Source organism: Saccharibacillus brassicae, assembly GCF_006542275.1.
GTDB lineage: Bacteria > Bacillota > Bacilli > Paenibacillales > Paenibacillaceae > Saccharibacillus > Saccharibacillus brassicae.
In genome coordinates this window covers 4,163,117-4,187,415 of record NZ_CP041217.1, presented here as the reverse complement: position 1 = coordinate 4,187,415, position 24,299 = coordinate 4,163,117, and the positions used below count along the sequence as shown (strand labels likewise).

Sequence of the window (24,299 nt, the reverse complement as noted above, 5' to 3'; positions counted from 1 at the left end):
CGCGCGTTGTAAGGGTCTTCGGCCAAGCGTCGTGGATGCGTTCTTCCTATATTTTACCGGGCCGGCCCGCTTCGGGCAACCGCACGGGGCGAACAAATATTCTTTTTTTGAAAAAACGTCGAATTCCCCGCAGCTCCCTTCTCCCTCATGAGGCAGCCTGCCTGCCGGCCACTTCCGGAAGCCGCCCCGGCATCGCCCTTGTCCCTAGCCTTTTGGCGGCGGCTCTGGTATAGTGAATGCGGCGAATCCCGGCCCGGACGGCGCACTTCCAACTGTCCGCACGAGCCGAATACGCTACGATCCTCTTACCAGAATGGAGCTTATCCGATCATGGCTTATACGAATAAACGGCCGGGCGGCAAAAAACGCCCTCCCGGTATCAAAAAAGATAATTCCTACGCGGCCCGCGAAGACGCCCGCCGCGAGAAAAACGAAGCGCAGTCGCGCAGCTTCGCGGTCAAAGAACCGGCCGAACTGCTCGCGTTCCTGCTGGAGCATCTGAACGGCATGGGCCGCAACTCGATCAAATCGGTGCTCGCGCACGGACAGGTTCGCGTCGACGGCACCGTCGTCACGCTGTACAACCATCCGCTGCAGCCGGGCCAGACGGTCGTTATCGGCAAAGAACGCGCCAAGCCCAAAACGAAATTGACCGGCCTGCGCATCCTGCACGAAGACGCCGACGTCATCGTGATCCGCAAGGAAGCGGGCCTGCTGTCCATGTCCGCTTCGCGCGAAGAGAGCAACACCGTCTATCGCCAGCTGATGGGCCATATTCGCCAGACCGATCAGCAGGGACGGCTGTACGCGCTCCAACTGCTGGAAAAAGACGCTTCCGGCGTCATGCTGCTCGCCCGCAGCGAAGCGGCCAAGGAAGCGCTGATCGAACAGTGGAACACGGGCATGGCCAAGCAGGCCTACACCGTGCTCGTCGAAGGCAAAGTCCGGACCGAATCGGATACGATCACGTCCTGGCTGCGCGAGACGAAGACGCTCAAGATGTACGCCAGCCAAAAAGAAGGCGACGGACTGCGCGCGGTGCTGCATTACAAGCGCCTTCAAGCCAACGGCCAGGCGTCGCTGCTCGAAGTCACGACCGAGACCAACCGCAAGAACCAGATCCGCGCCCAGTTCGAAGACATCGGACACCCGATCGTCGGCGACAAAAAATACGGCTCCGCGCTGCGCATTCTCGGCCGCCTCGGCCTGCACGTGCACGAGCTGAGCTTCGTCCATCCGACGACCGGCAAAACGGAGACGTTCGGAGCGGACACGCCCAAAGCTTTCCTGGCGCTGTTCAACGAAGAAACGCAGGCGTAACGGTCCGCCAAGCGGCGGCCTGCCACGCAGGCTTCCTTGCGCGCCGCTCCGCTTGCGTCCGGCGACGCGCAAGCACCCGGCTGCGTTCGTTGTATCCTGCCACGGCGGCCGCGATAACCGCCGCCATCAAAAAGTCACGCCCCGATTCCGGGGCGTGACTTTTTTCGCGTGCGGCTTCCGAATTCACTTTCGACTTTCGCGATGGCGTTCGACCTTCGGATTCGGCACCTCGATTCCACTCCCGGTCTGCACGGGTCCGCCGCCTTCGCGCCTTACTTTACGTAATCGCCGAACGCCGCCGCCGTGCCGTCGATCTTCGCCTGCGGCTCTCCGTCCGCGCCGAGCGCAAGTTCCAGGCGCCGGCTGTGCAGGCTGCGGTAGGCGACGCTGCGGCCGTCCGCGCCGAAATCAGGCGCGCGGCCGCGCATCAGGTCGGCGAAGCCTTCCAGGTCTTCGGCGTCCAGGCTCTCCGCTTCCTCGATGCCCGACGCTTCGATGACGACGGCTCCGCCCGGTCCCGCGCTGCGCACCGTGACGCGGTCGTCGCTTTCTTCGGCCTCGTAGCCGTGCCGCAGGTAGACGGCCAGATAAGCGCCTCCGGCCTGGCCGAACAGCGCCCGCTCCTCGCGAATCCATTCTCCTTTCGGCAGCACGCCGACGATCGACGGGTCCTGGCCTTCAGGCACCGGATACAGTGCCAATACGGCGCCCCGGTCCGGCAGGATCGCTTCGAACGGACTCGAATGACGCAGGTCGCCTTCGGCTTGGCCAGGCGCCGGGTGGATGAAGTAGGCCTGGTTCGCGGCGCTGCCCAGCTCGTAAGACAGCGGCAGCGTTACGTCCCAGCGGTGCTGCTCGTTGTCGAACTCCTCCGAGCGTTCCCACATGCCGCCGACCGCATAGCTGTCGGTGAGATACGTATAACTGTGCAGCTCGCGGTCCGGGCCGTCCGGCTGCGGCTTCAGAATCTTCTTCTTCACTTCGACCGGCACGAGGCGGTCCATCGCCGCGATTCTCGAAGCTTCCGGCGCTTCGTAGAACAGGAAGCCCGCATACTCGGCGCGCTTGAGCTGCGGCGGCAGACGGAAATCGCCGTACTGCAAATAATCGAAAGCCACGCCGGCGTCTTTGGGCGTGTCTTCGCTCCGCTGGCGGGCATGCGGCCCGGCCCAGGCTCCGCCGATATAATGCAGCGACCGCTCGCTCCACAGCAGGTCGAGCATCCGCTTCAGGTCGTCGGTAATGTCCGCGTCGCTCAGCAGCAGCCGAACGCAGGTGAACGCCTGCACCCAATGCCAGAACCACGGCTGCGAACCGTATTCGTGCAGGCCGCGCGCTTCGACATGCGCAAGCAGCGCCTTGAGCGACCGGCGGCCGTCTTCAAGCAGCTCCGCGTCGTCGTAATACGCGCCGAACAGCAGCTTGGCCGCGGTATGCTTCGCTTCGTGATGATCGTATTTGTCCAGCGGCCGGTCGTAGAACCGGCTGTCGCAGACGGCTTGCAGCGCCGCCTCGAACGACGCCTGCAGCTCCGGCGGCAGCGAATCGCCGCAGCGTTCGACGAAATACAGCATCAGGCTGCCCATCAGTTCGATCGGCAGCGGATCAGGCTCCGCCGACTGCGGATCGTCGCCCAGTTCAAGCGGCCAATGGCCGTACGTGCCGCTGCCTGCCCGGCGGTCCTGAAGCTCGAGCACGCGGCCGAAGACGCCGATCGCCGTCGCGCGGGCTTCGTCGCGGTCGAAACGGACCCGGATCTCCGGGTCTTCCGCCGCGGCGTACAAATACGAAGCGTAATAGAAATTGTCGCGAATATCGTCATGAGACCACAATCCGCTCGGCAGAAGTTCGCGGGCGGCCGCCTGAGCGGCCACTTTGCCCACGACCTGCCGGCTTCTTTTTTCCAGACTCAGCATGTGAATCTACTCCTCTCGTTGTCGGTGCGCGCTTCGCGCAAACTCCCGGGCGCACGCTTCCAGCAGCAGGCAGAACGAACGATTCTGTCCCAGCATGAACGAAGACAGGTCGTAGCGTCGGCGCTCCGGCTCATACGACACGAGCAGGCGCCGCCGCATCCGCGCGGACGCGTATTCGACGAACGACCGCGCCGCTTCGCTGTCGACAAGCGTCACATACGCATACAGCGAATGATCTTCCGGTTCGTCGAGCGGACTGACGCCGGCGCACGAAAATTCCGTGCCTACGCCGGCTTCGTTCAGCAGACGCAGCGCTTCCAGCAGCTCGGCATCCACTTCGACGCCTTGCAGCAGCGCGACGCGCTTGGCGCCCCTGCTTATTTTGTCGCGATCCGCCCAGCGTTCCAGTTCGGCCCGGCGCCGTCTCCAATGTGCGGGAGTCTGGCTCTCGCTTATGATTTCATCCGGCTGTCCGCCTTCCATCCTGTCATCTCCCCCGCGCATTGTCCGTATTGCGGGCGGCCGCCGCAAAAGCGCCCGCCCGCATACCAAAGACCGGACGCCGCGCAGCCGCGATCGTTCCGGTCCCGTGTCTTCATTATGCCATTCCTGCGCCATGCGCGCCATCCGCCATCGTCCGCTGCCGTACGCCAAGTGTAAGGCTTACCTACCGTTCGACTCGCCCGGCTCCGCGCCGCTTTCGATCGCCCGCGTCACTTCGTTCAGCGCCAGCTCCTTGAGCCGCTGCGCTTCAAGCAGCAGCACGTCGGCTTCGTCGCCGTACGCTTCCCGCTTGATAGCGTCGCGGCACGCCGGCAGATTGATCCGCACGGTGAGATGGGCCGAACGGGCGGCCGCTTCGAACATAACGATCCCGATTCCAAGATCCGACAGCACATGCGACCTCGTCGCTTCGGCGATGCCGCGCGCGCCGCGCAGACCGCGGATGCAGACTTTCATCAGGTCCAGCGGAACTTCGATCGTGCGCAGCGTCGCGGCGACCACCGCTTCGTCGTCTTCGCTCTCGGCCGCTTCGCTCGCTTCCAGATAAGCGGCGAACCCGCGTATGTCTTCGCTCATCAGACGCTCGCAGGCCGAAGCGACTTCCTGCATCTCCCGTTCCGCTTCGTCGATGCTGGCCCGCTGCTCCGGCGTGCGTTCGCGATGCGACAAATGGGCCGCCATCGACGTCATGGCCGAGCCGAGCGCCGCGGCCAGCGCCGACGTACTGCCTCCGCCCGGCGTCGCTTTGGCACTGCCGGCGCGCTCCACGAATTCGCGAATCGTATAATCCCAGGGCGTATTCTCGTTCATTCGTCGTCACACCTTCCGTTTTCTTTTTCCCGTGCGGGGGTCCTGCCTGATGCCTGTTTTCTATTACCCCAATCGAAGAAGATGTCCTCCGCAGCGTCAAAAACATCGAATGCTAACTTGACGATTCGTGTTATGATGAACGAGAATGTTATCGGTATCTTCAATACGTGGACTGGGAGTGGATTTATTCATGATTCGATTCGGGATGATCGGCACGAATTTTATTACGGAACGCTTTATCGACGCGGCGCGGCAGGCCGAAGGGCTGGAACTCGCCGCGGTCTACTCGCGCACGGAAGGACGCGCGCGCGAATTCGCGGACCGTTACGGGATCGAACTTACGTTTACGGACCTGGATGAAATGGCCGCTTCCGACCGGATCGACGCCGTGTATATCGCAAGTCCCAACTCCCTGCATGCGGAGCAATCGATCCTGCTGCTCAAGAGCGGCAAGCACGTGCTCTGCGAAAAGCCTATGGCTTCCAACGCCCGCGAGGTGCGCGACATGTTCGCGGCCGCGGAAGAAGGCGGCGCCGTGCTTATGGAAGCGGTGAAGACGACGCTGCTTCCGTCGTTCGCGCTGCTGCGCCAAAACCTGCACAAAATCGGTCCGATCCGCCGTTACTTCGCGAACTACGGCCAGTATTCTTCCCGCTACGACGCGTATAAGGAAGGCATGGTGCTCAACGCGTTCCGGCCGGAGTTCTCCAACGGAGCGCTGATGGACCTGGGGCTGTACTGCATCTATCCGATGGTGCTGCTGTTCGGCAGGCCGGAAGAAGTCAAGGCGACGGCGTACATGCTGGAGTCGGGCGTCGACGGCGAAGGCAGCCTGCTCGCCCGCTACGCGGATATGGACGCGGTCGTGATGTTTTCCAAAATTACCGATTCGCTCGTGCCTTCGGAAATCCAGGGCGAACTCGGCAGCATCCTGATCGACAAGATCAGCGAACCGGGCAGCGTGCAGATCCGCTACCGCGACGGCAGCATCGAGGACATCAGCGAGCCGGCCGGCAAGCCGGTCATGAGCTACGAAATCCAGGAATTCGTCGACGTCGTCCGCTCCGGCGCTTCCGAATCTTCCGTCAATTCCCGGGACTGTTCGCTGGCCGCCGCGGAAGTGATGGAAGAAGCGCGCAGGCAGTTCGGACTGCTCTACCCCGCCGATCTCTGATCGGCTTTTTTTTCGTTTGGTCCCTTACTGGGTAATTCATGTTCAGTGAGGCCGCCTAGGCCGATGCTCAATAATGAATATGTATACTTGGGAAGGGGTTAAATTTATGGTTTTCGCCGTCGCTCTGGCGATCATACTCGCTTTTGTTTTATGGGGGGCCTTTTTTCCCGATCAACTGGGAAGCGCCGCGCAGGCAGCTTTGGACTTTTCCACAGAAAAGTTTGGCTGGTTCTATCTGCTTGTCGCGTTCGGTTTCCTTGTTTTTGCCCTGTATCTGGCGTTCAGCCGTTTCGGCAAAATCAAGCTGGGACAGGACGACGACGAACCGGAATATTCGACGACCTCCTGGTTCGCGATGCTGTTCAGTGCCGGCATGGGGATCGGGCTCGTTTTCTGGGGGGTAGCGGAACCGGTCTCGCATTATATCGACCCGCCGGAAGGCACGGAACCCGGCACGGCGCAGGCGGCCCAGGTCGCGATGCGTTATTCCTTTTTCCATTGGGGACTGCATCCGTGGGCGATCTACTCGGTCATCTCGCTGGCTCTCGCCTACTTCCAGTTCCGCAAAGGGTATAAAGGGCTGATCAGCTCGACGTTCGTGCCGCTGCTCGGCGACCGGGTCAACGGCCCGATCGGCAAAGCGATCGACATTCTGGCCGTCATCGCTACCGCGTTCGGCGTCGCCACGTCGCTCGGACTCGGCACGCTGCAAATCGCGGGCGGCATTCAACAGATCTTCGGCTATTCCAGTACCATTCTGGTCCAGGTGCTGATCATCGCGGTCGTGACCGTGCTGTACCTGATTTCTTCGACGACCGGTCTCGACAAAGGCATTCGCATTCTCAGCAACGTGAACCTGATCGTCGCGATCGTGCTCATGCTGTTCGTCCTGTTCGTCGGCCCTACGGCGTTTATCTTCGATACGTTCACGGTGACGCTCGGCGGCTACGTGCAAAATATCGTCCAGATGAGCCTGCGCATGACCCCGTTCTCGGACAGCACGTGGGTAGCGGCATGGACGCTGTTCTACTGGGCGTGGTGGATCTCCTGGGCGCCGTTCGTCGGTACCTTTATCGCCCGGGTATCGCGCGGACGCACCATTCGCGAATTCGTGCTCGGCGTCATGCTCGTGCCCAGCCTGTTCGGCTGCTTCTGGTTCGCCGTATTCGGCGGTTCGGGCATCTACTCCGCGCGCTTCGAAGGCAGCGGGCTTGCGGCGGCCGTCGAAGAAGACGTCACTTCGGCCTTGTTCCTGATGCTCCAGAACCTGCCTTTGGGCGCCATTGCCGCCATGATCGCGCTGCTGCTGATCGCCATGTTCTTCATTACGTCGGCGGATTCCGCCACTTTCGTATTGGGCATGCTGTCTTCCAACGGAGATCTCAACCCTTCTTCGAAAATTAAAATTACCTGGGGACTCGTCCAATCGTCGATCGCGGTCGTGCTGCTGATCAGCGGCGGGTTAACGGCACTCCAGACGGCCTCTATCGTAGTCGCTCTTCCTTTTGCCATTATTATGATCGGCATGTGTGTGTCTCTTTACAAAGCGCTGTCCGAAGAAGACCGGGAGATCAGAAAACGCGAAAGACGCGTAATCGCGGAATACAAAGCGATGCTTGATGCCGCGGCCGAAAGAGACAAAGAACTTTTTGCCAAAAAATAATCAAAAATTGGACTAATTTTCGCTGCCGCATCTGTCCTTGCCTGGAGTATGATGAATGTGAGGTCTTTCACAAAGTTCGGCTGCTTCGGCAGTCCGGGGAAGACCCATTCTGACAGGACGGTGACTTCAACGATGTGGAAGCATGCGGGAAAAACGATAAGAATGACAGGGGCTCTGCTGGTCCTTGCATCGATGCTCGGCGGCTGCGGTTCGGAACCGGCCGAACGTACGGGTACGGCGCAGGCAGCGGCGGTCGAGCCGGTGTCGGCCACGTTCTACGTGTACGACACGGTAGCCACGATCAAAATTTACGATCCGAAAGCGACCGAACGCCATCTGGACGATATTCGCGACCTGCTCGGCAAAATCGATCTGGAACTGAGCCGCACCAACGAAGACAGCGACCTGTACCAAGTCAATGCCGAGGCCGGCCGGGCGGCGGTCCACGTGTCGCAGGGAACGTTCGACGTCGTCAAAATGGCGGTTCGCTACGCGAAAGAGACCGACGGCCTGCTCGACCCGTCGATCGGTCCGCTGATCAATCTGTGGAATATCGGGCACGAGCACGCCAAAGTGCCGGACAAGGCGCAGCTTGAAGCGGCGCGCCGGCTGACCGATTACCGCCGGATCACGTTCGATGAAGCCAAACGGACGATCAAGCTGGAGCGGCCCGGCATGGTGCTCGACCTCGGTTCGATCGGCAAAGGCTACGCGGCGGACCAGGTGTCGCTCTACCTGCGCGAGCACGGATTGGACAGCGCGCTGATCAACCTCGGCGGAAGCAGCATCGTGGCCGTCGGCGCCAAGCCGGGCGGAGCGAATTGGAACGTCGGTCTGCAGGACCCCGATCAGAGCCGCGGCAGCCAGCTGGGCACGATCCGGATCAACGACGAGACAATCGACTCTTCCGGCGTGTACGAACGCTTTTTCATGCAAGGCGGCGTCCGCTACCACCATATCCTCGATCCGCGGACCGGTTACCCGACGCAAAACGGCCTCAAAAGCATCACCATCGTCAGCGAACGCGCGACGGACGCCGATGCCCTCTCCACCGCCGCTTTCGTTATGGGACTTGAAGACGGCATGGCGTATATCGAGCGGCAGCCCGGCGTCGAAGCGTTTTTCGTCACGGACGACAACGTCATCCATGCGACGCAAGGGCTACGGGACCGGATCATGCTCAGTTCGGAGCTCTACCGGATGGCGGGCGATTAACCGCTTTGCTGCCTGTCCAACGTTTTCTTCTCTTCTAAAAAAACCTCGAACTTTTCGCCGCGGAGCGAAAGGTTCGAGGTTTTTTGCACGATCGACGGGCGGCGTTCGGAGCGCAAGTGTCGCTCGCGGCTTCCGCGGGCCCCTGCCGCCGGTCTCTTGCAGCAGCTTCTTGCGCGGGAGCGCTCGGCCGACTGCGCTGCGGGCGATTACCCTTTGGCCGGCTCCTGGATCACGAGCCGGTTCAGGTTCACGATCAGCGCTTCGAGTTCGCCGAAGCTGTCGGTCATCCGCCCTGTCATGCTGCGCTGCTCTTCCATGCTGGCCAGAATCTGCTCGGAAGCGGCGCTGGACTGTTCGGTAATGCCGGCCACTTCCGACATCTCCCCGACCATCCGGCCGGAGAAATCGCGCAGGCCGGACGACGTCTGCTGCACGCGCTGCGCCTGTTCCAGCACGCTGTGCGCGCTGCGGCGTACGGCCGCGAACACTTCGCCCGTTTTTCGCGTGGACGATTTGCTCTGCTCAAGCGTGTGCAGCCCTTCTTCGAGCCGGCGGTCCAACGCTTCGATCTGCTGTTGGAGTCCGTTCAGGATCTCGCCGATCTGCCCGGCCGATTCGCTGGAATGGCCGGCAAGCGCGCCGACTTCCCCGGCCACGACCGCGAAGCCTCTGCCGTGGTCGCCCGCGCGCGCCGCTTCGATCGAAGCGTTCAGCGACAGCAGGTGGGTCTGACGGGAAATCTGGTCGATCTGCGCCAAAATGTCGGACATGGAACGGCTCGCCTGCGTGAAATCCTGCATCTGCCGCGACGTTCGGTTCATCGTCTCGTCCAGCTCGTCGATCCGTCCGACCAACGTTTCCATCTGTGAATCGCCTTCGTCGCCCGCCGTGGCCGTTTCTTCGGACAAACGCTGCATCTCGCCGGCGTATTTCGTCACGTCCTCGATATGGCTGTCGGACACCGCGAGCGCGTCGTTGATTCGCGTTACGCTTCCGGCCTGTTCTTCCATGCCCCGGGCCACTTCCCGGAAAGCCAGAATCACTTCGTTCGTGATGCTGCCGACCTCGTTCACTTCAAGCTTCGTCTGCTCCGAGAAGCGCTTCAGCCCTTCGGCGGACTGCTGCACGCGTTCCAGCAGGAATTCCACCTGCCGCCCGGCCGTTTCGCTGGCTTCCCGCTGCCGCTCGCTGCTGCGGTACATGCGCAGGTTGAGGAACGCGACGCTTACGAGCGCGGCTCCCGTCAGCAGAAACATCGCGAACACGTCCGCATACAGGTCGGTCTTCGACGTCTCGGCCGCGACCTGCGCGCCGTTCATGATCTGGATCGGCATATTGATCAGGACGAGCCCGAAAGCGACCGCAAAATATTTGTAATGCGGATAGATCAACAGCACGATGCAGAAGATAAGCGCCGTCGACGTTTCGATTTTGCCAAAATTGAAATAAATGCTGAACGCCGCCAAAATGGCGGTGATCACCCACGGAATGACGCGGATGCCGATTTGTCTTCGATTCATCAAGTCGATCGCTGCGCAAAGAACCACCCCGGCGATATTCGTTACCCACAGCGAAGCGTCAAAAAAAGCCTGTACAATGGCAATCGCCAGTACCGACCACAAAATCCACACGATCACTTTGTTGCGTTTCCAGATCATTTCGGTCGTCTTATCCATTCTTCCTTCATTCCTCCGTCGGGTCCAAGTCCCAGATGTCGATGCGCCCTTGTCGGGCGCCGTGATTCGCCGGCAAAAAGCGGCGAAGCGCCGCTGCGCCTCCCCGCTTGTCTGCCTGCTCTCAATTTACCACAAGCTTGCTACCTTTTCGCTTCTTACTTTTGGTTTCCGCCCAGGGCGGACAGTTCCACTTCGAACCGGGCAAATCCGCCTTCGCCCATGCCGGCGAACGAGATGCCGTCCGGCAGTCCGCCTGCGCGCGCGTCCGGCGACGAGAGCAGCTCGACCCTGAGTCCGGCGGGCACGCCCGTCAAGCTCCAGTTATTGTCCGCCTGCGGCGACATTCGGCCGCAGCTGCGGATATAATCGGTCAGAATCTGCCGGTTCTCGTCCGCCGAAGACAGAATGATCCGCTGTCCGTCGGGATTGGCGACCGGCGTGGAGAAAGCGCGGTAATTGTTCGTCGCGACGACGAAACGTTCGTCCGCCGACACCGGACGGCCTTCGAAGCGAAGATCGCCGATCCGCGCCGATTCCGGATGCAGCAGTTCGCACGAAGCCGAATATTTGGCCGGCTGCGTCACGTCGATCGTGTACGTAACGCCGTCGATAATATCGAAATTGAACGAAGGGAAATCCCGGTCGATCAGACTCTGGCCGTCTCCGCCGCGCGGATCGATCGTCAGGAACAGGCCGGCGGCCCATTCCAGCCATTCCCGCAGTTCGGCGCCCGTCAGCAGCAGCGCGCACAGCGTATTCGGATAATTGTACAGATCGGCGATATGCTTGACGGCAAGCGGGCCGGCCGGGATATGCGTGTAATAGGCGGGGCCGTAGCGGCCGCCCGTCTTGAACGGCGCGCCGGCCGCCAGTATCGGCAGCTTCTCGTACGGCGTCCCCTGCATCTGCTTGCGCAAATACCAACGCTGCGCGTCGTTGACGATCTGCACCGAGACGCTGTCGCGCACGAGCGCGAAGAAGCTGTCGATCGGCTCCGTCGTTTCTCCGACCGCCGTTCGGATATAGGACAGCGTACCTTCATGCGCTTCGCGGATCGACTCTGTCACTTCTTCGTCCGTGCGCGCAAGCGCCGCGGCCTGCGTCAGGTCGTAGACCGGACGCGCTTCGGCGCGGCTGCCGGTCACTTGCCAACCTTCGCCGGTCAGCTCGAGTTCGAGGTCGACGACGCCGAGATGATCGCCCGCATAGCCCGCTTCGACCGCCGGAATGCCGTTGATCGTTCCGCGCGAGAGATCGACGCCGGTCTTGCCTTCGAACGCCGCGCCCGGAAACACTTTGTGCGCATGGCCGAACAAAATCACGTCCACGCCGGGCACGCGGCTGAGGTGCAGCACCGCGTTTTCCGTCATCGGCGCTTCCGGAATGTCTTCGTAGCCGCAGTGCGCCAGCAGCACGATCAGGTCGGCGCCTTCTTGCTTGAGCTTCGGCACGTACGTTTTGGCCGCTTCGACCATGTCTTCCGCTCTCAGCCGTCCTTCGAGATTCGCTTTGTCCCAGTTCATGATCTGCGGCGTGACGAGGCCGATTACGCCGACTTTGAGCGGATGGACAGCTCCGTTCTCGTCTTCGATCGTCCGCTCCAGCAGCAGATACGGCGGCAGGTAATGCGACCCCGGCGGCACGTTCTCCCCGTCGAGGTACAGGTTCGCGTTCGTGTACGGAAAAGCGGCGCCCTGCAGCGCGAGGTCCAGATACGCCAGCCCGTAATTGAATTCGTGATTGCCGAGCGTCGCCGCGTCGTAGCCGAGAGCGTTCATCGCGTCGTAGACCGGATGAATCCGGCCCGGTTCTTCCAGAATGCCGCCCGACGCCACGTAATCGCCCATCGGATTGCCCTGCAGCAGATCGCCGTTATCGAACAGCAGCACGTTGCCGCGTTCCGCTCTCGCCTGGCGAATCAGGGCCGCCGTCTGCGCGAAACCGTATTCCAGGACCGGGCGATCCCCGTAATAATCGTAGTTCATCATATGCACATGCAGATCCGTCGTTTCCAGTACTCTAAGGTTCGCTTTAATACTCAGTTTACTCTCCTCCATTATGTAAGATTTCATTCCACGTCTTTCTGAATGGATATTTTTGCAAAAATTTTCCGTGACTTTTTCAGATAAAACTCGTGCAATTTTCGTTATTTGTGGTACTATCTTGTATGAAGCTTAATTTACCAGTGGTAGTTAGTGAAAAAAACAAAACATTAACTGACACAAAGGGTTCGAATGTTCGCTTCTTGGAGCGATAAAACGTGGAGTTCCCATTTTTCCCGGCTTGATTAGGATGCCACTTAACGGTGTTTTCCGCAAGAGAAGGTCCGAGATTTTTACATGCGTTTAACAAAAATCGCGTTCCAACTTTACTCAGTCCCAGGAAATTGCTGGTACACTTCTGTTTGTCGGCTTCGGGCCGCGAGAGTGCAACGCACATAACCAACCAAACCTGAGGGGGAAAAGATTTTGTTCAAGAAAGTACTTACGATCTGCATGTCGGTAGCCGTTACGGCAAGTTTGGCAGCATGTGGAAGCAGCAATAACGCATCGGGCGGAACGTCGGCTGAAGGCGGCGAAGCGGCAGCAGCCGGTTACACGCCGAAAGAACTCACCGTGCAGTTCGTTCCTTCGCAAAACGCGGAGACACTCGAAGCCAAAGCGAAACCGCTTGAGAAGCTGCTCGGCGACGAACTGGGCATTCCCGTAAAAGTCAGCGTTTCTCCTAACTATAACACCATCATCGAAGCGATGACCGCCAAGCAGGTCGACGTAGGCTTCCTGCCTCCGAACGCTTACGTACTGGCTCACGACGTAAGAAAATCGGCCGACCTGCTGCTGCAAGCGCAGCGTTACGGCGTTGAAGAAGCAACAGGCGCACCGACCGAAGAGAAAGTCGACTTCTACAAGTCCCTGATCCTCGTGAAAAAAGATTCGGGCATCAAAAGCCTGGAAGATCTGAAAGGCAAAAAAGTAGGCTGGCAGGACGTTACGTCTTCCGCCGGTTACGTCTTCCCTGCGGCAGCGATGATCAAAGCCGGCATCGACCCGGGCAAAGACGTTCAAGGCGTTACGCTCAAAGGCCACGACCAAGCGGTACTGGCTCTGCTGAACGGACAAGTTGACGCGGTTGCCGTCTTCCAGGACGCTCGCAACACGGTCAAAGGCGACGTGCCGGACGTGTTCGACCAAACGGAAATCCTGTTCTCGACCGACCCGATCCCGAACGATACGGTCAGCGTGCGCAGCGATATGACAGACGAGTGGAAAACGAAAATTTCCGACGCGTTCATCGCGCTGGGCAACGATCCGGAAGGCCAAAAAATTATCAACGACGTGTACACGCATGTCGGTTACGTAAAAGGCGACGATGCCAACTTCGCGATCGTACGCGAATCCGCCGAAGCGGTCGGCCAAAAGATCGAATAGGTTTGACTCTTCACCGTTCGCTCGGCATTATGGTATAATTTTGGTAAAATCGATCTGAACGCGTTCATCCGGGTTCTCCATGCAGCGCCGCTTGCGGTTTTCACAGCCGCAAGCGGCGCTGTGCGGCGTTTGGAGCACGCGCAAATCTAACCGGTTCTTCCCGCATCGCGGAAAGTCACAACCGGAGAAAGCGGGCAATGATGATTGAATTCAAAAATGTAGTCAAGCAGTATCCCAACGGCACGATCGGCCTCAACAATATCAACCTGAAGATCCACGAAGGCGAATTTGTCGTGATCGTCGGTCTGTCGGGCGCCGGCAAATCGACGCTGCTGCGTTCCGTCAACCGCCTGCACGATATCAGTTCCGGCGAGATTACCGTTGACGGCAAGTCCGTCACCAAAGCGAGCGGCAAGCAGCTGCGCCGGATCCGCCGCGATATCGGCATGATCTTCCAGAGCTTCAATCTGGTCAAGCGCGCCACCGTGCTGCGCAACGTCCTGTCCGGACGCGTCGGTTACCATTCGACGTTCAGCACGATGTTCGGTTACTTCCCGAAAGAAGATACCGAGATCGCGCTCGACGCGCTCAGCCGCGTCAATATTCGCGAGAAAGCGTATATCCGCGCCGATCAGCTGTCCGGCGGCCAGCAGCAGCGCGTCTCGATCGCCCGCGCCCTGGCCCAGAAGCCGAAAGTCATTCTGGCCGACGAACCGGTCGCTTCGCTCGATCCGCTGACGACCCGTCAGGTCATGGACGACTTGCAGCGCATCAACCGCGAGCTGAAGATCACGACGATCGTCAACTTGCACTTTATCGATCTGGCGCGCGAATACGCGACCCGTATCATCGGCCTGCGCGCCGGCGAAGTCGTGTTCGACGGTCCGGTCGCCGAGGCGACCGATGCCAAGTTTGCCGAAATCTACGGCCGTCCGATCAATGAAGACGAGCTGCTGGCGGCCGAGGCTGCAAAAGGGGGCGTAACCGTATGACGCCTGCTCCTACGCCGGAATCGGCGGAAGTGGGCGCACCGCCTCCTCCGCCTTCCAAAAAGCCGGCGCCGACCCTGGACTCGAAAGGGCCGCAGCGCTACAAGATGCTGGCGACCTGGCTGCTCTTCATCATCGTGCTCGTGGCCTGCTTCTATCAGGTTGACGCGAACTTCCTGAGCCTGTTCAGCGACGGCGCCCGTTCCAACATGGGCCGGATTCTCGGCGAAATGATGCGACCGGATTGGAGTTATGCCGAAGACATCTGGGAACCGATGGTCGAAACGGTGCAAATCGCGATCGCGGCGACCGTCATCGGCTCGATTCTGGCCGTGCCGGTCGCGCTGCTGGCCGCCACCAACGTCATTCCGAAAAAAATCGTCAGCATTCCGGTCCGCATGGTGCTGAATCTGGTTCGGACCATTCCCGACCTGCTGTTCGCCGCCATCTTCGTTGCCGTGTTCGGCATCGGCGCATTCGCGGGCATGCTCGCCCTCGTCTTCTTCTCGTTCGGCCTCGTGGCCAAACTGACGTACGAAGCGATCGAAGCGATCGATCCGGGCCCGCTCGAAGCGATGACTTCCGTAGGCGCCAACAAAATTCAATTGATCGTATTCGGCGTCATCCCGCAGGCGCTGCCGTACTTCTTCTCGTACGTGCTGTACGCGTTCGAAGTGAACGTGCGGGCGGCTGCCGTCCTCGGCTTCGTGGGCGCCGGCGGTATCGGCCTGCATCTGGACCAGCAGCTGAACTCGCTGCGTTATGACCGCGCTTCGATCATTATTTTGCTTACGCTCGTAATCGTCCTGTTGATCGATTACGCCAGTACCTATCTACGGAGGAAATTGCTATGAATCAAACCGTTCCTTCCAAAACGCGCAGTCCGATTATCCGCAACTGGCTGATCGGCGTCGTCTTGATCCTCCTGTTCATCTGGTCGCTGTCGGGCCTCAAGTTCGAAGGCTTCCAGGAATACGGAAGCACCGTCATGAAATCGATCTGGGACGGCTTCACCCATCCGGACTGGGGCTACGTCTACATGCCGGAAGGCGAAGATTTGCTGCGCGGCCTGCTGGAGACGCTGACCATCTCCATTCTGGGCACGTTCATCTCGGCCTTCCTCTGTATCCCGTTCGCGTTCTGGGCTTCGGCCAACATGAGCCGCCTGCAGGTCATCTCCGGCAGCGGCAAGTTCGTCCTGACGGTTATCCGGGTCTTCCCGGAAATCATCATGGCGATCCTGTTCATCGTCGCGGTCGGTCCCGGCGCGTTCGCCGGCGTCCTGGCGCTCGGCGTCCACTCGATCGGCATGCTCGCGAAGCTGTACTCCGAGACGATCGAAGCGGTCGACGACGGCCCGCGCGAAGCGCTGCAAGCATGCGGCGCGAGCAAGCTGCAGGTGCTGCGCTTCGCCGTCCTGCCGCAGGTCATTCCGCAGTTCATCTCGTACGCGCTGTACCGGTTCGAGATCAATATCCGTTCCGCGACCGTGCTCGGCCTCGTCGGCGCGGGCGGCATCGGCACCCCGCTGATCTTCGCGCTCCAGACCCGGAACTGGAGCCGCGTCGGCGTGATCCTGCTCGGCATCGTCGTGCTGGTCATCATCATCGACCTGATCTCCGGCTGGCTCCGCCGCCGCATCATCTAATCGATGTTCGGCGGTTCCGCGCCGCATCCCGGAACCGCACCTCGAAAAGAGGCGAATCTGCTCAAGATTCGCCTCTTTTTTTACACTAAAAAAAGCGCCCCGGATGATCCGGGGCGCTTTTCTGCATGTTTTTACAACTGGAAGCCGATACCGCCGTGATGGCCGTCCAGCCAGTTCCCGCGCTTCTCTTTGCTCAGCTCGCCGTTCATCGACCGAACGACCGCGGCAATATCCGCTTCTCCGCGTTCGTTCCAGTCAAGCGCGGCCGAGACGTACAATTCGCCGAGCTGCGCCATGCTGAAGCCTTTGGTCAGCGATACGGCGCGTTCCATATCGTCCGGCGACACGAACTCCAGCAGACCGCGGCGCTGCAGGAAGGTCCGGCGCAGGTCCGCGTCCGGCAGCGTGATCTCGTACGAACGGTCGAAGCGGCCGGCGCGATTCATGAGGCCCGGATCGATCTTGTCCGGATAGTTGGTCGTACCGATCAGGAAAATGCCTTCTTTGGACGTCGCGCCGTCCAGCGTGTTCAGGAAGAACGAACGCACGCCCTGCGGCATGGAGTCGATGTCTTCGATGACGAGCACCATCGGCGCGAGCCGGGCTGCCGTCTCGAACACTTCGTGCACCGACACGCTGGACGTATATTCGGTGATCTGCCAATAAGCGGCCGGTCCCTGCACGCTGCCGGCGATCGATTTGACGAGCGTCGTCTTGCCGTTGCCGGGACGGCCGTACAGCAGGATACCCCGTTTGAACGGCAGGTTATGCTTGCGGTAGAAACTCCGGTCCGACGCGAAAAACTGGTCAAGCGACCGATAAATTTCCTTTTTGAGCGGTTCGGGCAAAATGACATCTTCGCGCGAGACGGCCCGCGTGATCGGCTCGCTTTCGCGCTGCATGCCGTTGTTCGTATCCGTGAACACGGTAATCCGGCCTTGATCGCGATTGCGCTGACGGGTACGAACGCCGCTTAGAAAAGCGCTGATCGCGGCGTCGCCTGTCGCAAACACGAAATCTTCGCTGTAAATGCCGTGCTGGCGGAACATCGGAATGCGCGCAAGCGCGACGCCCTGCTCCGCGTACACGAACACGTTGTTGCGAATAGCCGGGTGAATCGTATATTCCGGCGTGCTGCTGTCTTCGTCGTAAGCGAACGTGCGCCCTTCGATGCCTTCGTAGATCCGGCCGGCGCATTCCACTTCCGGCGCGCCGTTTTTGACGTCTTCTTCAAGCAGTTCCCAATAATCGTGGTTGCCGTCGTCGCTTGCGTACAGCGAGTAGGTCATGCCGTATTTTTCTTCCAGCATCGCTTCGATGCCTCTCGTCACTCGGGCATACGATTCGTATTCCGCCATATTGGGATTGCCCGGTTCGTAAGCGACGATCGTGCGTTCTTCGCCGGCGGGAATCGGGGTTCCTCCGCCGCTTTGCTTGTGATCCTGACGTTCATGATTCTGATGTTGGCGATCCTGATGTTCGTGATCTTGGCGTACTTTTTGTTCCATCTCAGGTTTTTGCTCCCTTCACTGCCGCAAGCGGCTTGCATTTGGCGACGACGGAAGCGAGTCCCGCTCCGGCGACGCTGTGGATGATCCGATCGACGTCCTTGTACGCCTGCGGCGATTCGTCCAGAATCACGCCCAGCGCATTGTGGTTGACGATCACTTCTTCTTCGGTGCCGACTTTGAGCGCGGCGGCGAACTCGTCCACCGTCACGAGCTTTTTCGTCGCGGTGCGCGAACGGATCCGGCCGGCGCCGTGACAGATCGAATGGTAATTGCCCGCCCCGCTCGGCAGTCCCGCCATAATGTACGACGAGGTGCCCATCGAGCCCGGAATAAGCGCCGGATGGCCGGTCTGCGCATAGACATCGGGGTTGTCGGGGTGGCCGGCCGGCAGGGCGCGCGTGGCGCCTTTGCGGTGCACGAACCAATCTTCCCCGCCGTGGCTTTCTTCCCAGGCGTAATTGTGCATCAGGTCGTATAAAATATCCATTTGGAACTTGGAGCCGAAGACGTCAAGGAACGCTTCCCGGATCGCATAGGCGATCAGATGGCGGTTGACGACCGCGACATTGAGCGCCGAAGCCATCATGTCCGTATAACGGCGTCCTTCCGGCGAATCCAGCGGCGCGAAGATCAGCCTCGGATCGTCGGTGCGCAGATCGAGCCGTTTCATCGCCCGTGCCGCCATCGACGTGTAATGCTGGCTGACCATCGCTCCCCAGGCCCGCGAGCCGGAATGGATCATGACGACCACCTGCCCGTCGCGCATGCCCCATCGCTCGGCCAGCTCCCGGTTTTCTTCCGCGATTTCGATATATTGAATCTCCGCAAAATGATTGCCGCCGCCGAGCGTGCCGAGCTGGCGCAGTCCTTTGACCCAGTACGTATCGGCCACCGCGTTCAATTCTTCCGGATCGAACGCGAAGCGCGCATGCTCCACATGGGTCAGCGAAGGCGAACGTTTGGCGGAGACGTTCTCCGGCAAATATTTATTCGGCAGTCCTTTGAGTCCTTTTTGCACGATATGGTCCATCCGCAGATCGGAGAACGCGCCCCGCTGATGCGCCTCCATCGGCAGATATTTTTCGATCCGGTTCACGAGCTTGCGGCGCAGGCGCAGATCCTGAACGTCGCTGCGATGCAGATTGGTCAGATGCACCCGCATGCCGCAGCCGATATCGCTGCCGACGATCGACGGGGAGACCATGCCGCCCTCCCGGTTCCAGACCGCCGTCGTGCCGATGCACGTGCCGACGCCCATATGCACGTCCGGCGTGTAGCCCATATAACGAATGCCGGGAATTTGCAGATTGTGCCCGGCCATGTCGAAGATGCGGGGATCGAGTCCGGCATACATCTCCTCGTCCGCGTAGACGTGGACGCTGCCGGCGGGAAGCTCCACTTCGCGGTAAAACGGTTCGTTCGGTTGAAGTCCGGTTGGATACAGATTCGATTCGGGATAACTTGGCATAAAAGTAAAATTCATTCCTCTCTATTTGGACAAAGCGTTGGGAGTCGGGGTAAAAAAGCATAACAAAAAACCGCGGACGTCTCGTCCGCGGCTATGCCGGCGTCGCCTGAATGATCGGGACTGTCCCTCCGCTTCTATAGGTTCTCGCCGTATGAAAGCGGGAAAACGAAGAAGGGCCGCGTCGCAGGGTCCGTTCTTCGCGCGCAAACGAAACATTCGCGGAAAAAGGACCGTGCTTCGGGATCATTCAAGCCAAGCCGTACCCGTCGAGGACAGGCAGAACGAAAGGCTGTTGTTCGGTTGTCAAATGGGTTCTCAAACGGTTAACGACGATCATTGCTGCCATCCTCCTTTGTCAAATAGTAAATTCATCATAGCCTGTTCCGGCGATTACTGTCAACCCTAATACTGGAAGCCGCGCTTCTTTTTTGGCCCCCGCCCGCTTCTTGGTTTATAATGGACAGCGGAAGCGCCGCGCGAACGCCTGCGGCGACCTAACCGAAATTTACGGGAGGTGGGCCGGGAATCCGGCGATATTCATGAAAATTACAGCAGGAATAACGGACTTGGCCTTGACGCCCGACGGCGGCGGAGCGGCGCATGCGTTCCACGCGGCTCTGCTTGAAGACGAAGACGGATTGACGCTGGTCGACACGGGGCTGCCCGGCATGTACGAACAGCTCGAAACCCGCATTGTGCAGGCCGGCCTGAAGCCGGAGACGATCAGACGCATTCTGTTCACGCATCAGGACGCCGATCATATCGGCACGCTGCCCGAGCTGCTGCAGCGGCTGCCGCACGTCGAAGTATGGGCGCATGCGGACGAACGCCCTTACCTCGAAGGCGAGAAGCCGCTGATCAAGCTGCCGCCGCAGACGCTGATCGACATGCCGCCGCAGCGGCGCGAACCGCTGCAGCGCATGCTGGATACGCTCGTTCCCGGCCGAGTGACGAGCGTGCTCGCGCACGGGGAACTTCTGCCGCTGCAGGGCGGCATCCGCGTCCTGCACACGCCCGGCCATACGCCGGGACATATCAGCCTCTACGTGCCGGGCGAGAAGCTGCTGCTCGCGGGCGACGCGATGCGCGTCTCGAACGGCGAACTGGAACTGGCCGAGCCGCGTTATACGCAGGATATGGATCAGGCTGTCGCTTCGCTGAAGCAGCTGCTCGACCTTGAGATCGACCGGGTACTGTGCTACCACGGCGGACTGTTCGAAGGCGACGTACGCGGCGAACTGCGGCGCCTGACTACAAGATAATTTACGGGAGTGAACGATTGATGAACGATCAACGCTGGAAGCAGCTCAGAACCCATATGGACGAACAGGCACTCGAAGGCCTGCTTATTACCGATCCGAAGCATGTCGGCTATCTGACCGGCTTCTTCTCCGATCCGCACGAACGCTTTCTCGGCCTGGCGATTCCGAAGCATGACGAACCGTTTCTGGTCGTCCCCGCACTCGACCTTGAAGACGCCAAAGCGCATTCTTCCGTTCCGCTGATCCGTACCCACGGCGATACCGACGATGCGTACGCGCTGCTGCAAGGTTGGATCGGCCGCGTGCCGGGCGCGTTCGGCATCGAAAAAGACCATCTGTCGGTCTCGCGCTTCGAACGGCTCAGCGCCGCGCTCGGCGCTGACCGCTATGCGGACGTGGGCGGCGTGCTCAGCGCGCTGCGCGCGGCCAAAACGCCGGAAGAAATCGAGAAGCTGCGCCGGGCGGTCCATCTGATCGAAGCCGTGCTGACCGAAGGACTCAAGCATGTCCGCGTCGGCGTCACCGAGATCGAGATCGTGGCCGAACTGGAATATCAAATGAAGAAACTCGGCGCGCAGGGCCCTTCGTTCGACACGATGGTGCTGACCGGCGACAAAACGGCGCTGCCGCACGGCACTCCGGGCTCACGCCAAATCGCGGCCGGCGATATGCTCATGTTCGATATGGGCGTGTACCTCGACGGCTACGCGTCGGACATTACGCGCACCTTCGCCGTGGCCGAGCGCCCGAGCGAAGAAGCAACCAAGATCTACGAGACGGTGCTGGCCGCCAATCTGGCCGCGATCGCGCATGCCCGGCCGGGCGTTACCCTCGCTTCGGTCGACGCCGCCGCGCGCGAAGTGATCACGGAAGCCGGTTACGGCCCGCACTTCATGCACCGGCTCGGACACGGACTCGGCATGGACGTGCATGAACATCCGTCCGTGCACGGAGCGAACGAACAGCTCGTGACCGAAGGCCTCTGCTTCACCGTCGAGCCGGGCATCTACGTCGCCGGCGAATGCGGCGTCCGGATCGAAGACGACGTGATCGTGACGCAAGGCGGCGTGGACGTGCTCACGACGTTCCCCAAGCAGCTGACGGTCATCGGCTGATCGGGCACGCCGGAATTCCGAATCCGAAATACGAAATACGAAATGCGATCAAAAAGCTCGCAAAAAAGCGGCTCCCGAATCTATCGGGAGCCGCTTTTTCATGGGGATTGTCGGAGGTTCCGCACACGATCCGGCCGAATCGCCGAGATCACGTTCAATGAACAGCCGAGGATGCCCTATTCCTATTTGACCGCCGCGTGCTCGGCCGGAACGGTCGGCAGGCCGGAATCGGCTTCTTCGGCGGGCACTTTCATGCCGCGCGCCCAATACAGCACCGGAGTGCCGGCCGCGGTCAGAATGAATTTGAAGACATAGGTCGAGACGAACAGCTGAATCCAGACGGAGAACCCGCCGTATTCGGGACCGGTGAACGCGATCGCGCAGAAGATCAGCGTATCGACGAAGGAACTGACGAAGCCGCTGCCGTTGTTGCGAATCCACAGTTGATTGGCGGAAGCGAACTTGCGGCGGATCGCGGCGTACAAGTAGACGTCCAGCAGTTGGCTGACCAGGTAAGCCGCCAGGCTGCCGAGCGCGAGTCTTGGCAGCAGGCCGAACAGCGCCTCCATCGCTCCCTGCGCGAAATCGACTTCCGAAGGCACGAAACGCAGCACCATCTGCATGATGACCGTCGTCATGATCAGCATGAAAAAGCCGAACCAGACCGCGCGGCGCGCGGCTTTGACGCCGTAACGTTCATTCAGCAGGTCGGTCGTCATATAGACGCTGACGTACATGGCGTTGCCGAGCGTCATCGTGATACCGAGCATGTCGATCGTTTTGGTCACCTGAATGTTGGCGATAACGGTCGCCACTCCGACCCAGGCATACAGCCCTTTTTTGCCGAAAAATTTGAAGCAGAGCAGGAAGAACGCAAAGTTGACCAGGACGAAAAAGACGCCCCAAGTAAAGTTGAACACCGGATAAGCCCCCTAGTTTTGGTATCGCGGGATGGTTACGAACCGCGTGATGTGATTTTCGCGCCCGCTGCGGAAGCACGCCAAAAAGCGACGCGCACCGCTGCGGGGCCCGAAGTCCTGTACCACTTTAACATGGCGGCCGTTTTTATACCACTGTTTTTTGAACGTTCTGAATACGGCTCGACAAAGGCAGGCAAACAAAAAAACGGCCCGAAGGCCGTTTCCGGTGCGGCAGCTGCCGCGGATCGAACATCCATGCTTACGCGCTCGCCGTTTCGAGTTCCGGCGTCTCGGCGGAATCGAACGTTTTCTTGTCGATCTCGCCGGTCACTTTGCCTGTGACGACGCCGGCCACCATCGAATCGTTGACGTTCAGGGCGGTACGGCCCATATCGATCAGCGGCTCGACGGCGATCAGCAGTCCGGCCAGCGCGACCGGCAGGTTCATCGTCGAGAGCACGATCAGCGCCGCGAACGTCGCGCCGCCGCCTACGCCCGCTACACCGAACGAGCTGATGGCTACAACGGCGATCAGGGTGAGAATGAACGAGAGATTGACTTCCACGCCTGCCGCCGGAGCGATCATGACGGCCAGCATGGCCGGATAGATGCCCGCGCAGCCGTTCTGGCCGATCGTCGCGCCGAAGCTTGCGGACAAGTTCGCCACGCCTTCGGACACGCCGAGCTTTTTGGTCTGCGTCTCGATATTAAGCGGAATCGTCGCCGCGCTCGAACGCGAAGTGAACGCGAAGATAAGCGTCGAGACGACCTTTTTCGCATACGTGACCGGGTTCATGCCGAACAGCAGCAGGATCACCAGGTGAATAACGAACATGACGATCAGCGCCACGTACGAAGCGACAACGAATTCGGCCAGCCTGGCGATGCCGGCCGGGTCGGTTGTGGCCATCATCTTGGCGATCAGCGCCAGGATGCCGTACGGCGTCAGGCGCAGAATCATCGTCACAATGCGCATGACGACGCCGTGTACCGCATTGATCATGCCGCGGAACGTCTCCGCCTGCTGCGCGTTTTTGCGGTCCAGGCCCAATACGGCCAGACCGATAAAGGCCGAGAAGATGACGACGGCAAGCGTCGAGGAAGGACGGGCTCCCGTCATGTCCGCGAACGGATTGGTCGGGATGAAGGACAGAATCTGTTCCGGCAGCGAGACGCCTTCTACGTCACCCAGCCGCGATTCCAGCGATTCGCCGCGCGCGATCTCGGCTTCGCCCTGTCCGGCCAGCAGATCTTCCGCGTTCAGGCCGAAAGCCATCGCGGAGGCGATGCCGACCGCTGCGGCGATCGCTGTCGTCAGCACGAGCGTAATCAGGACGGAAGCGCTGATCTTGCCGAGCTTCTTGCCGCCTTTGATGTTCATGATCGCCGTGATAATCGACACCATGATCAGCGGAATGACGATCATCTGCAGCAGTCCGACGTAGCCGCTGCCGAGCAGGCTGTACCAATCCATCGAACGCGAGACGACTTCCGATTCGGAAGTGTAGATCCATTGCAGGGCGCCGCCAAGCAGGATGCCCAGGCCAAGCGCGGTAAAGACCCGTTTGCTAAAAGAGACGTGGCGCTTCTGCATGATGTAGAGCAGCACCGCAAGCCCCGCCAGCACGGCGATGTTCAAAATTACGAAAAAGGTTTCCATTCGTTCAATCCCTCTCTTTG

The 24,299-nt window shown here is 60.2% G+C and carries 19 protein-coding genes; 10 read left to right on the top strand and 9 right to left on the bottom strand.

Going from position 1 to position 24,299, the window contains the following annotated elements; all coding sequences use genetic code 11:
- Window positions 1–330 precede the first annotated feature (330 nt).
- The gene (locus FFV09_RS17370; protein ID WP_141448994.1) at window positions 331–1,320 is read left to right on the top strand and encodes an RluA family pseudouridine synthase; all 990 of its coding nucleotides are present in this window, start codon (window positions 331–333) and stop codon (window positions 1,318–1,320) included.
- A 272-nt stretch (window positions 1,321–1,592) separates the two neighbouring features.
- Here FFV09_RS17370 and FFV09_RS17365 read toward each other — a convergent pair whose 3' ends face one another.
- From FFV09_RS17365 to FFV09_RS17355, 3 genes are all read right to left on the bottom strand, one after another.
- Window positions 1,593–3,236, bottom strand: coding sequence for a hypothetical protein (locus FFV09_RS17365; RefSeq protein WP_141448993.1), 1,644 nt, complete (start codon window positions 3,234–3,236; stop codon window positions 1,593–1,595).
- A gap of 6 nt (window positions 3,237–3,242) precedes the next feature.
- Complete coding sequence (locus FFV09_RS17360) at window positions 3,243–3,719, bottom strand: hypothetical protein (RefSeq protein WP_141448992.1); 477 nt, start codon at window positions 3,717–3,719, stop codon at window positions 3,243–3,245.
- A gap of 180 nt (window positions 3,720–3,899) precedes the next feature.
- A complete protein-coding gene (locus tag FFV09_RS17355; RefSeq protein WP_141448991.1) occupies window positions 3,900–4,550 on the bottom strand; it encodes a cyclodeaminase/cyclohydrolase family protein in 651 nt (216 codons plus the stop codon).
- Window positions 4,551–4,740: 190 nt separating this feature from the next.
- Here FFV09_RS17355 and FFV09_RS17350 point away from each other — a divergent pair, with 190 nt between their 5' ends.
- From FFV09_RS17350 to FFV09_RS17340, 3 genes are all read left to right on the top strand, one after another.
- The gene (locus tag FFV09_RS17350; protein WP_141448990.1) at window positions 4,741–5,724 is read left to right on the top strand and encodes a Gfo/Idh/MocA family protein; all 984 of its coding nucleotides are present in this window, start codon (window positions 4,741–4,743) and stop codon (window positions 5,722–5,724) included.
- Between the two features lie 106 nt (window positions 5,725–5,830).
- On the top strand, window positions 5,831–7,387 hold the full coding sequence (locus FFV09_RS17345; RefSeq protein ID WP_141448989.1) for a glycine betaine uptake BCCT transporter: 1,557 nt from the start codon (window positions 5,831–5,833) through the stop codon (window positions 7,385–7,387).
- Window positions 7,388–7,549: 162 nt separating this feature from the next.
- A complete protein-coding gene (locus FFV09_RS17340) occupies window positions 7,550–8,602 on the top strand; it encodes an FAD:protein FMN transferase (RefSeq protein WP_246098372.1) in 1,053 nt (350 codons plus the stop codon).
- A 206-nt stretch (window positions 8,603–8,808) separates the two neighbouring features.
- On the opposite strand, the gene FFV09_RS17335 is transcribed toward FFV09_RS17340, so the two are convergent.
- On the bottom strand, window positions 8,809–10,278 hold the full coding sequence (locus FFV09_RS17335; protein WP_141448987.1) for a methyl-accepting chemotaxis protein: 1,470 nt from the start codon (window positions 10,276–10,278) through the stop codon (window positions 8,809–8,811).
- Window positions 10,279–10,433: 155 nt separating this feature from the next.
- Entirely contained in the window at window positions 10,434–12,350 is a 1,917-nt protein-coding gene (locus FFV09_RS17330) for a bifunctional 2',3'-cyclic-nucleotide 2'-phosphodiesterase/3'-nucleotidase (RefSeq protein ID WP_246098371.1), read from the bottom strand.
- 396 nt (window positions 12,351–12,746) lie between these two features.
- Here FFV09_RS17330 and FFV09_RS17325 point away from each other — a divergent pair, with 396 nt between their 5' ends.
- The 4 genes from FFV09_RS17325 (at window position 12,747) to phnE (FFV09_RS17310) (ending at window position 16,343) form a co-directional block, all read left to right on the top strand.
- Window positions 12,747–13,706 (top strand): phosphate/phosphite/phosphonate ABC transporter substrate-binding protein, encoded by a 960-nt coding sequence (locus FFV09_RS17325; RefSeq protein WP_141448986.1) that lies wholly within the window; start codon window positions 12,747–12,749, stop codon window positions 13,704–13,706.
- A 200-nt stretch (window positions 13,707–13,906) separates the two neighbouring features.
- Window positions 13,907–14,698 carry a phosphonate ABC transporter ATP-binding protein gene (gene phnC / locus FFV09_RS17320; protein WP_141450519.1) on the top strand — a complete coding sequence of 264 codons (792 nt, stop codon included), beginning with the start codon at window positions 13,907–13,909 and terminating at the stop codon, window positions 14,696–14,698.
- Between the two features lie 104 nt (window positions 14,699–14,802).
- Window positions 14,803–15,549: a phosphonate ABC transporter, permease protein PhnE gene (phnE, locus tag FFV09_RS17315; RefSeq protein WP_170315161.1), complete on the top strand. Its 747-nt coding sequence runs from the start codon at window positions 14,803–14,805 to the stop codon at window positions 15,547–15,549.
- Window positions 15,546–16,343 (top strand): phosphonate ABC transporter, permease protein PhnE, encoded by a 798-nt coding sequence (gene phnE, locus FFV09_RS17310; RefSeq protein ID WP_141448984.1) that lies wholly within the window; start codon window positions 15,546–15,548, stop codon window positions 16,341–16,343. Before phnE (FFV09_RS17315) ends, phnE (FFV09_RS17310) begins: the two co-directional genes overlap by 4 nt.
- A 131-nt stretch (window positions 16,344–16,474) precedes the next feature.
- On the opposite strand, the gene FFV09_RS17305 is transcribed toward phnE (FFV09_RS17310), so the two are convergent.
- The gene (locus FFV09_RS17305; RefSeq protein WP_141450518.1) at window positions 16,475–17,701 is read right to left on the bottom strand and encodes an ATP-binding protein; all 1,227 of its coding nucleotides are present in this window, start codon (window positions 17,699–17,701) and stop codon (window positions 16,475–16,477) included.
- Window positions 17,702–17,852: 151 nt separating this feature from the next.
- Window positions 17,853–19,322 (bottom strand): RtcB family protein, encoded by a 1,470-nt coding sequence (locus FFV09_RS17300; RefSeq protein WP_141450517.1) that lies wholly within the window; start codon window positions 19,320–19,322, stop codon window positions 17,853–17,855.
- A 566-nt stretch (window positions 19,323–19,888) separates the two neighbouring features.
- On the opposite strand from FFV09_RS17300, the gene FFV09_RS17295 reads away from it, so the two are divergent.
- Both FFV09_RS17295 and FFV09_RS17290 read left to right on the top strand, forming a co-directional pair.
- A complete protein-coding gene (locus FFV09_RS17295) occupies window positions 19,889–20,584 on the top strand; it encodes an MBL fold metallo-hydrolase (protein WP_170315066.1) in 696 nt (231 codons plus the stop codon).
- A 20-nt stretch (window positions 20,585–20,604) separates the two neighbouring features.
- Window positions 20,605–21,699: a M24 family metallopeptidase gene (locus FFV09_RS17290; RefSeq protein WP_141448982.1), complete on the top strand. Its 1,095-nt coding sequence runs from the start codon at window positions 20,605–20,607 to the stop codon at window positions 21,697–21,699.
- Between the two features lie 182 nt (window positions 21,700–21,881).
- Here the strand turns inward: FFV09_RS17290 and FFV09_RS17285 are convergent, their stop codons facing one another.
- Entirely contained in the window at window positions 21,882–22,619 is a 738-nt protein-coding gene (locus FFV09_RS17285) for a queuosine precursor transporter (protein WP_141448981.1), read from the bottom strand.
- A 259-nt stretch (window positions 22,620–22,878) separates the two neighbouring features.
- On the bottom strand, window positions 22,879–24,279 hold the full coding sequence (locus FFV09_RS17280) for an L-cystine transporter (protein WP_141448980.1): 1,401 nt from the start codon (window positions 24,277–24,279) through the stop codon (window positions 22,879–22,881).
- Between the last annotated feature and the right edge of the window lie 20 nt (window positions 24,280–24,299).